This is a genomic window from Pseudomonas sp. REP124 (assembly GCF_020164475.1).
Taxonomy (GTDB): Bacteria; Pseudomonadota; Gammaproteobacteria; order Pseudomonadales; family Pseudomonadaceae; genus Aquipseudomonas.
This window is the reverse complement of the sequence record NZ_JAIQWX010000226.1, coordinates 1-7,308: the sequence shown is the minus strand read 5'-3', so window position 1 is coordinate 7,308 and position 7,308 is coordinate 1. Positions and strand designations below refer to the sequence as shown.

The window sequence follows — 7,308 nt, the reverse complement described above, 5'->3', positions numbered from 1 at the left end:
GCCCAGACACCACCGCAACACCAGAGACTCCACAGATGAACACCATCAACACCCCCCGCATCGCCCTCATCGGCGAATGCATGATCGAGTTGCAGCACCGCGCCGATGGCAGTCTGCAACAGAGCTTCGGCGGCGATACCCTGAACACCGCCGTCTACCTGGCCCGCGAACTGGGCACTGCCGGCAGCGTCGACTACGTCACCGCCCTCGGCGATGACAGCTTCAGCGACGCCATGTGCCAGAGCTGGGCCGCTGAAAACATCGGCCTGGACATGGTCCAGCGTTTGCCCGGCCGTCTGCCGGGGCTGTACTGCATCCAGACCGACGCCGCCGGCGAGCGCCGATTCCTTTACTGGCGCAACGAAGCGGCAGTGCGCGACTGCTTCACCACCCCGGCCGCCGAGCCGATCCTGGCGGCGCTACCCGATTACGACGTGTTGTATTTCAGCGGCATCACCCTGGCGGTGCTCGGCGCGAAAGGCCGTGAGCGATTGCTGCAAACCCTGATCGAAGCCCGCCAGCGCGATGCGCGGGTTGTCTTCGACAACAACTACCGGCCACGGCTGTGGGCCTCGATCGAGGAAGCGCGGGCGGCCTATCGCAGCGTGTTGCCGTATGTCGACCTGGCGCTGTTGACCGTCGATGACGAGCAGGCGCTGTTCCATTTCGCCGATTGTGATGCGGTGTTCGAGGCCTACGAGCAGATCGGCACGCCCGAGGTGGTGCTCAAGCGCGGTGCCGAGGCCTGTCTGATTCGTTGTGCTGGCGAGTCGTTCGAAGTGCCGGCGCAGAAGGTCGAGCGGGTGGTGGACACCACGGCGGCGGGGGATTCGTTCAGTGCGGCGTACCTGGCCAGCCGGCTCAAGGGTGGCAGTGCGGTCGAAGCGGCAGAGGCGGGGCATCGGTTGGCGAGCCGGGTGATTCAGGTGCCTGGGGCGTTGATTCCCAGATAGTTACTGAATGGCCGCTGGCTGCGCCATCGGTTCGCGAGCAAGCCCGCTCCCACATTGGTGCTGTGTTGAACACAAAATATCATCCGACACAAATCCCCTGTGGGAGCGGGCTTGCTCGCGAATACGTCCGAAAGCCAACCATATCAATCCCGGAAAAACACCTGCACCAGGTGATACCCGAACTTGCTCTTGATCGGCCCATGCACCACCCGCAGCGGTTTCTTGAAGATCACCGCATCGATCACCCCGACCATCTGCCCCGGCCGCACTTCACCCAGATCGCCGCCGCGTTTGCCGGACGGGCAGGTGGAGTACTTCTTGGCCAGCACATCGAACGCTTCGCCCTTGGCGATGCGTTGCTTGAGTTGCTCGGCTTCTTCGGCGGTTTTCACCAGAATGTGGCGGGCTTGAGCTTTCATGAGGCAGTTACCTGTTGACTGGGTTTACAGCGGGGCGCGCGATTATGCCCTAACTCACTTGGATTGGCCGATCATCGTGCGAATCTTGTTGGCCAACAGATCGATGGAAAACGGCTTGGCCACCATGTCCATGCCTTCTTCGAGAAATCCTCCGCGTTCCGCGGCCATCTGCGCATAACCGGTCATGAACAGCACCTTGATCTGCGGCCGGTGTTGACGGGCGATTTCCGCCAGTTGCCGACCATTCATGCCCGGCAGGCCGACATCGGTCACCAGCAGGTCGACCCGCATGTCCGATTCGAGCAAGGGCAGGGCAGTCTTCGCGTCTTCGGCCTCAAAGGCGCGATAACCCAGCTCCTTGAGCAGGCTCAGCACCAGCATGCGCACCGCCGGATCGTCCTCCACCAGCACCACGGTTTCCCCGGCAATCGCCGGCGGCGCCTCACTGATCACTGGCGACAACACATCCTCCGATTCCATGTCATGCAGGCGCGGCAGAAACAGGCGCACGCTGGTGCCCTGGCCCGGCATGCTGAACAAACTGACGTGGCCGCCCGACTGCTGGGCAAAGCCGTAGATCATCGACAACCCCAGTCCCGTGCCTTGGCCGATGGGCTTGGTGGTGAAAAACGGATCGAACGCCTTGGCCAGCACCTTGGGGGTCATGCCGGTGCCGTTGTCGCTCACAGCAATCATCAGGTAATCGCCGGCCTTGACCGGCTCAAGGATGTTGACGTCGCTGCCGTCGAGATAGACGTTGGCGGTTTCGATGCGCAATTCGCCGCCATCTGGCATCGCGTCCCGGGCGTTGATCACCAAGTTCAGCAGGGCGTTTTCCAGCTGGCTGACATCGGTGCTTACTGGCCAGAGGTTCTCGGCCAGTTGCAGTTTGAGCACGATGTGGTCGCCCTTGGTGCGGCTGAACAGGTCTTCCAGTGAGTGGATCAGGTCGTTGGCATTGAGCGGCTTGCGGTCCAGCGACTGACGCCGGGAGAACGCCAGCAGGCGATGGGTGAGGGCGGCGGCGCGGTTGGCCGAGGACACCGCCGCTTCGGTGAACCGGGCGATTTCCTCGATGCGCCCGTCGGCAATGTAGCGCTGCATCAGATCGAGGCTGCCGATGATTCCGGTCAGCATGTTGTTGAAGTCATGAGCGATGCCGCCGGTGAGTTGGCCGACCGCTTCCATTTTCTGCGCGTGGCGCAGGGCATCTTCAGCGCGTTCGCGCTCGAACATCTCGTTTTGCAGGCGCTGATTGGTTTCGGCCAGTTGCTGGGTGCGGGCGGCGACCCGTTCTTCAAGGGTCTCGTTGAGATTACGCAGGGCTTCCTCGGTGTGTTTGCGCTCGGTTTCGTCGATCACAAAGATGTAGAAGCCATTCACCGCGCCGTCCGCCCCGTGACGCGGCAGATAGTTCATCAACGCGTGGCGGATGCTGCCGTCGCGGTGCGGAGTGTTTATGCTGAAACAACAGGGCTTGCCGGACAGCGCCTGGGCAATGTGCTCGGCGCGCAATGCGTAGCCCTCATCACCGAGCACTTCGCGGATGGTCTGGCCGTAAAGCTCCTGCGGTGTCAGGCCGTACCAGTCCAGATAGGCGGAGTTGTTCAGGCGAAAGCGTTCCTCGCGGTCGACGTAGCTGATCAGGATCGGCATGGCGTTGATGATCAGCTGCAATTCGGTCTGGCTCTGGCGCAGCGCCTGCTCGGTGTTCTTGCGTTCGGTCAGGTCCAGGGCGGCGCCGAGGAAACGGATCGGCCGATCATGGTGATCCTTGTAGCAGCGCCCCCGGGCGAACACCCAGCGCAGTTGCCCATCGGATTGCAGACGATACTCCTCGGTGTATTCGCTGCCTTCGGTAATGCAGCGCTTGATGCCGTGGGCGACCAGGGCGCGGTCCTCCGGGTGTACCGCGTGCAGATAGGCGCTGATCGGCAGTTGCCCGGCCTTGGCGGGATCGATGCCGTGCAATTGCGCGAAACGCGCGTCGGCTATGAAGCGGTCCTCGCCGATGTCCCAGTCCCAGGTGCCCACCGCGTCGGTGGCGGCCAGGGCCAGTTGCAGGCGTTCCTCGGTTTCCCGTTGCGCCTTGAGGCTGGCGGCCGAGCGTTGTTCCAGTTCCAGGGCGATGCGCCGGCGCTCGTTGGTCTCGATGGCGGTGACCAGAATCCCGGCGACCTCGGCCTTTTCGTCGCGGATGGGGCTATAGGTCAGGTCGAGCCAGAAGTCGGAATCCTTGCCGTCACGCTGCAGGGTGAAGCGTTGTTCACTGTAGCTACGCACCTGGCCTTGTAGGACGGCGCTGTAAATGGGGTCGGCAAAGTCTCTAAGTTCTGGCCAGATCAGGTGCGTCGGTTGTCCGAAAGCGTGCGGATGCTTGCTGCCGGAGAGCAGAGCGAAGCCGTCGTTGTAGATCTGGGTCAACTGCGGTCCCCAGAGCAACAGCATCGGCATCGGCGAATGAATCACGATGTCCACGGCGGTACGCAGGCTCTGCGGCCAGGTGCTGGCGTCACCCAGAGGGCTGTTCGCCCAGTCGAGCCGGGCAATCAGGGCTTGGGCATCGCTGGCGGTCGGTGCTGCACTCATCGAGATTTCCAAGAAGATATTTCATGAACAATGGTCGGGTTAGAGGCGTCTACTCTGTTATCGAGCGTTTCTCGCTGCGATCCGGTCCGGGTCGTTTCTTTCAATTGAATGCTTCGCGGGTGCTTTTTGCCATGGAAATCGATGCGTTATTAAAAAGACTGGCCAGCCAGGATGGATCCGACCTTTATCTGTCTACCGGTGCGCCACCCAGTGCGCGCTTTGAAGGTGTACTTACGCCGCTGTCGGAGCAAGCGTTCAAACCGGGGGAAATTGCTGTCATGGCCGCCTCCATCATGGACGCCGAACAGCGCCTCGAGTTCGATCGTGAACTGGAAATGAACCTGGCGATGTCCGTGACCGGGGTCGGCCGATTTCGGGTCAATATCTTCAAGCAGCGCAATGACGTGTCGATGGTGATACGCAACGTCAAGCTCGACATTCCGCGCTACGAAGACCTGAAGATGCCGCCGGTGCTGCTCAAGACCGTCATGCTCAAGCAAGGGCTGATGCTGTTCGTCGGTGCCACCGGCTCCGGCAAGTCCACGTCGCTGGCGGCGCTGATCGATTACCGCAACCGGCACAGCCGCGGGCACATCGTCACCATAGAGGACCCCATCGAGTTCATCCATCGGCACAAGCACTCGATCATCAACCAGCGTGAAGTGGGTGTGGATACCCGAAGTTTCCACATGGCCCTGAAGAACACGCTGCGCCAGGCGCCGGACGTGGTGCTGATCGGCGAAATCCGTGACCGCGAAACCATGGAACACGCGCTGGCCTTCGCCGATACCGGGCATCTGGTGATCTCCACCTTGCACGCTCACAACGCGAGCCAGGCGCTGGACCGCGTGATCAATTTCTTCCCGGAGGAACGGCGGGGGCAGTTGCTTCATGACCTTGGCAATAACCTCAAGGCTTTCGTATCGCAACGGCTGGTGCGCTCACTCGATGGTGGACGTCGGGTGGCGGTGGAGGTGCTGCTGGGGACGCCGACCGTCGGCGATCTGATTCGCCTCAATCGGCTGGGCGAACTCAAGGAAATCATGGAGAAGTCCGAGGCGCAGGGGATGCAGACGTTTGATGCGGCGTTGTATGGGTTGGTGGTGGAGGGGGCGATCACCGCTGACGAGGCGCTCAAGCATGCCGATTCGGCCAACAACTTGCGCCTGCGGCTGAAGTTGCACAGCGAATCCACTCCCGGTGACTGGGGCCTCGTGGACTGACACAACCCCCTGTAGGAGCGAGCATGCTCGCGATGGTCGTCAACGATAACGCTGGCAACCTGATGCCCCGCGGTGTCTGGACCTCCATCGCGAGCGTGCTCGCTCCTACAGGGGATTGCGTCAGGTCTGGAGCTCGGGGCGGTTGCGGTATTGCTCCAGGGCTTCGGGGTTGGCCAGGGCGTCTGTGTTTTTTACTTTTTGGCCGTGCACCACATTGCGCACCGCCAGCTCGACGATCTTGCCGCTGATGGTCCGTGGAATGTCGGTCACTGCGACAATCTTGGCCGGCACATGGCGTGGCGTGGTGTTGGAACGGATCACCTGGCGGATCTGCTGTTGCAGCGCTTCATCCAGTGTTACGCCCTCTTGCAGGCGTACAAACAACACTACTCGCACATCGTCCTGCCACTGCTGACCGATGGCCACGCTGTCGATCACCTGCGGGAGCTTTTCCACCTGCCGATAGATTTCCGCCGTGCCGATCCGCACGCCGCCGGGGTTGAGTACGGCGTCGGAGCGTCCGTGGATCATCATCCCGCCATCGTGCAACTGCTCGGCGTAATCGCCCTGGGCCCAGACGCCCGGAAACTGGCTGAAGTAGGAGGCGCGCAGCTTTTCGCCATCGGGGTCGTTCCACAAACCTATCGGCATCGCCGGGAAGTGTCGGGTGCACACCAACTCACCTTTTTCGCCGATCACTGACTGCCCTTCGTCATTCCACACTTCGACCGCCATGCCCAGGCTCTTGCCCTGCATTTTTCCACGGCGCACGGGTTGCAAGGGATTGCCGTTTGCGAAGCAGGAAATGATGTCGGTGCCGCCGGACATCGAGGCCAGGCAAACGTCAGGCTTGAAGTCGCGGTAGACGTAGTCGTAGCTCTGCGGCGACAGCGCCGAGCCGGTGCACAGAATGGTTTTCAGGCTGCTCAGGTCGTGGCTTTGCACGGGTTTGACGCCGCTGCTCTCCAGGGTCGCGAGGAACTTGGGGCTGGTGCCGAAGACGCTGATGCGCTCGTCGTCGATCAGGTCGATCAGCCGCTGCGCTTCAGGTTCGAACGGCGAGCCGTCGTACAGCACCACCGAACTGCCCACCGCCAGCGCCGATACCAGCCAGTTCCACATCATCCAGCCGCAGGTGGTGTAGTAGAACAGGCGCTCGCCGGGACCAAGATCACAATGCAGGCCGTGTTCCTTGACGTGTTGCAGCAGCGTGCCGCCGGTGCCGTGGATGATGCATTTGGGCACGCCGGTGGTGCCGCTGGAATAGAGGATGTAGAGCGGGTGATCGAATGGCACGGCGACGAAATCCGGCTCGCCGCCGGGGAAATAGAAGTCGTCCCAGAGTGTGACGTTGGCCTCGGTGTGGAATTGCTCGATGTGCGCGTCGGGGAGGGCGTAAGGCACGACCACCAGCTGGCGCAGGGATGGCAGGCGTTCGAGGATTTCGTTCAGCTTGACGCGTTGGTCGATCTCCTTGCCGGCATAGCGGTAGCCGGCGCAGGTCACCAGCACTTTCGGCTCGATCTGGCCGAAACGGTCGATCACCCCTTGGGTGCCGAAATCCGGCGAAGAGCAGGACCAGATCGCTCCGAGGCTGGTGGTAGCGAGCATGGCCACCAGGGTTTGCCAGGTGTTGGGCATGCACGCCGCGACCCGGTCGCCAACGCCGACGCCCGCGGCGATCAGGCCGTTCTGAAAGCCGGCGACATGTTCCGCGAGCTCGGCCCAGGTCAGGTGTTCACGCTGGCCGTTTTCCGCCACGGCAATCACCGCGATGGCATCGTCGCGACGGCGCAGCAGGTGTTCGGCGAAGTTCAGGGTAGCGCCGGGGAACCACTGGGCGCTGGGCATCTGCGTGCCCTCCACCAGCACCGCGTCGGGTTGTTGATGGAAACGGATATCAAAAAAGTCGACGATCGCCTGCCAGAAATCAGGGCGCTGATCGATGGACCATTGGTGCAAGGCCGCGTAGTCATCGAGGTGCACGTGGTGCCGCTTGATGACAAAACGCCGAAAGGCCTCCATGCGTGTCTTGCCGATACGCTCGGCGCTGGGTTGCCACATTATTTCGGACATGATTTGCCTCTTCTTCTATGTGCAGTTCCATTCGCGGGCAAGCCTCGC

The 7,308-nt window shown here is 61.9% G+C and carries 5 protein-coding genes; 2 read left to right on the top strand and 3 right to left on the bottom strand.

All coding sequences use genetic code 11. The features are described 5' to 3' along the window. The first annotated feature begins 35 nt into the window (after positions 1-35). Positions 36-953, top strand: coding sequence for a sugar kinase (locus tag K9857_RS29055; RefSeq protein ID WP_224541813.1), 918 nt, complete (start codon positions 36-38; stop codon positions 951-953). Positions 954-1,096: 143 nt separating this feature from the next. Here the strand turns inward: K9857_RS29055 and K9857_RS29050 are convergent, their stop codons facing one another. Together K9857_RS29050 and K9857_RS29045 are read right to left on the bottom strand one after the other, a co-directional pair. Then, positions 1,097-1,372, bottom strand: a complete 276-nt coding sequence (locus K9857_RS29050) for a peptidylprolyl isomerase (protein ID WP_224541809.1) — start codon at positions 1,370-1,372, stop codon at positions 1,097-1,099. Positions 1,373-1,426: 54 nt separating this feature from the next. Continuing rightward, positions 1,427-3,961, bottom strand: a complete 2,535-nt coding sequence (locus K9857_RS29045) for a PAS domain S-box protein (RefSeq protein ID WP_224541807.1) — start codon at positions 3,959-3,961, stop codon at positions 1,427-1,429. A gap of 131 nt (positions 3,962-4,092) precedes the next feature. On the opposite strand from K9857_RS29045, the gene K9857_RS29040 reads away from it, so the two are divergent. Further along, positions 4,093-5,184: a PilT/PilU family type 4a pilus ATPase gene (locus K9857_RS29040; RefSeq protein WP_224541811.1), complete on the top strand. Its 1,092-nt coding sequence runs from the start codon at positions 4,093-4,095 to the stop codon at positions 5,182-5,184. Positions 5,185-5,304: 120 nt separating this feature from the next. Here the strand turns inward: K9857_RS29040 and K9857_RS29035 are convergent, their stop codons facing one another. After that, positions 5,305-7,260 (bottom strand): acetoacetate--CoA ligase, encoded by a 1,956-nt coding sequence (locus K9857_RS29035; protein ID WP_224541805.1) that lies wholly within the window; start codon positions 7,258-7,260, stop codon positions 5,305-5,307. Positions 7,261-7,308 lie beyond the last annotated feature (48 nt).

Excerpts from the sequence above, each read along its gene's own strand:
- K9857_RS29050 (WP_224541809.1), bottom strand. The coding sequence starts at position 1,372 with ATGAAAGCTCAAGCCCGCCACATTCTGGTGAAAACCGCCGAAGAAGCC.
- K9857_RS29040 (WP_224541811.1), top strand. The coding sequence starts at position 4,093 with ATGGAAATCGATGCGTTATTAAAAAGACTGGCCAGCCAGGATGGATCC.
- K9857_RS29055 (WP_224541813.1), top strand. The coding sequence starts at position 36 with ATGAACACCATCAACACCCCCCGCATCGCCCTCATCGGCGAATGCATG.
- K9857_RS29035 (WP_224541805.1), bottom strand. The coding sequence starts at position 7,260 with ATGTCCGAAATAATGTGGCAACCCAGCGCCGAGCGTATCGGCAAGACA.
- K9857_RS29045 (WP_224541807.1), bottom strand. The coding sequence starts at position 3,961 with ATGAGTGCAGCACCGACCGCCAGCGATGCCCAAGCCCTGATTGCCCGG.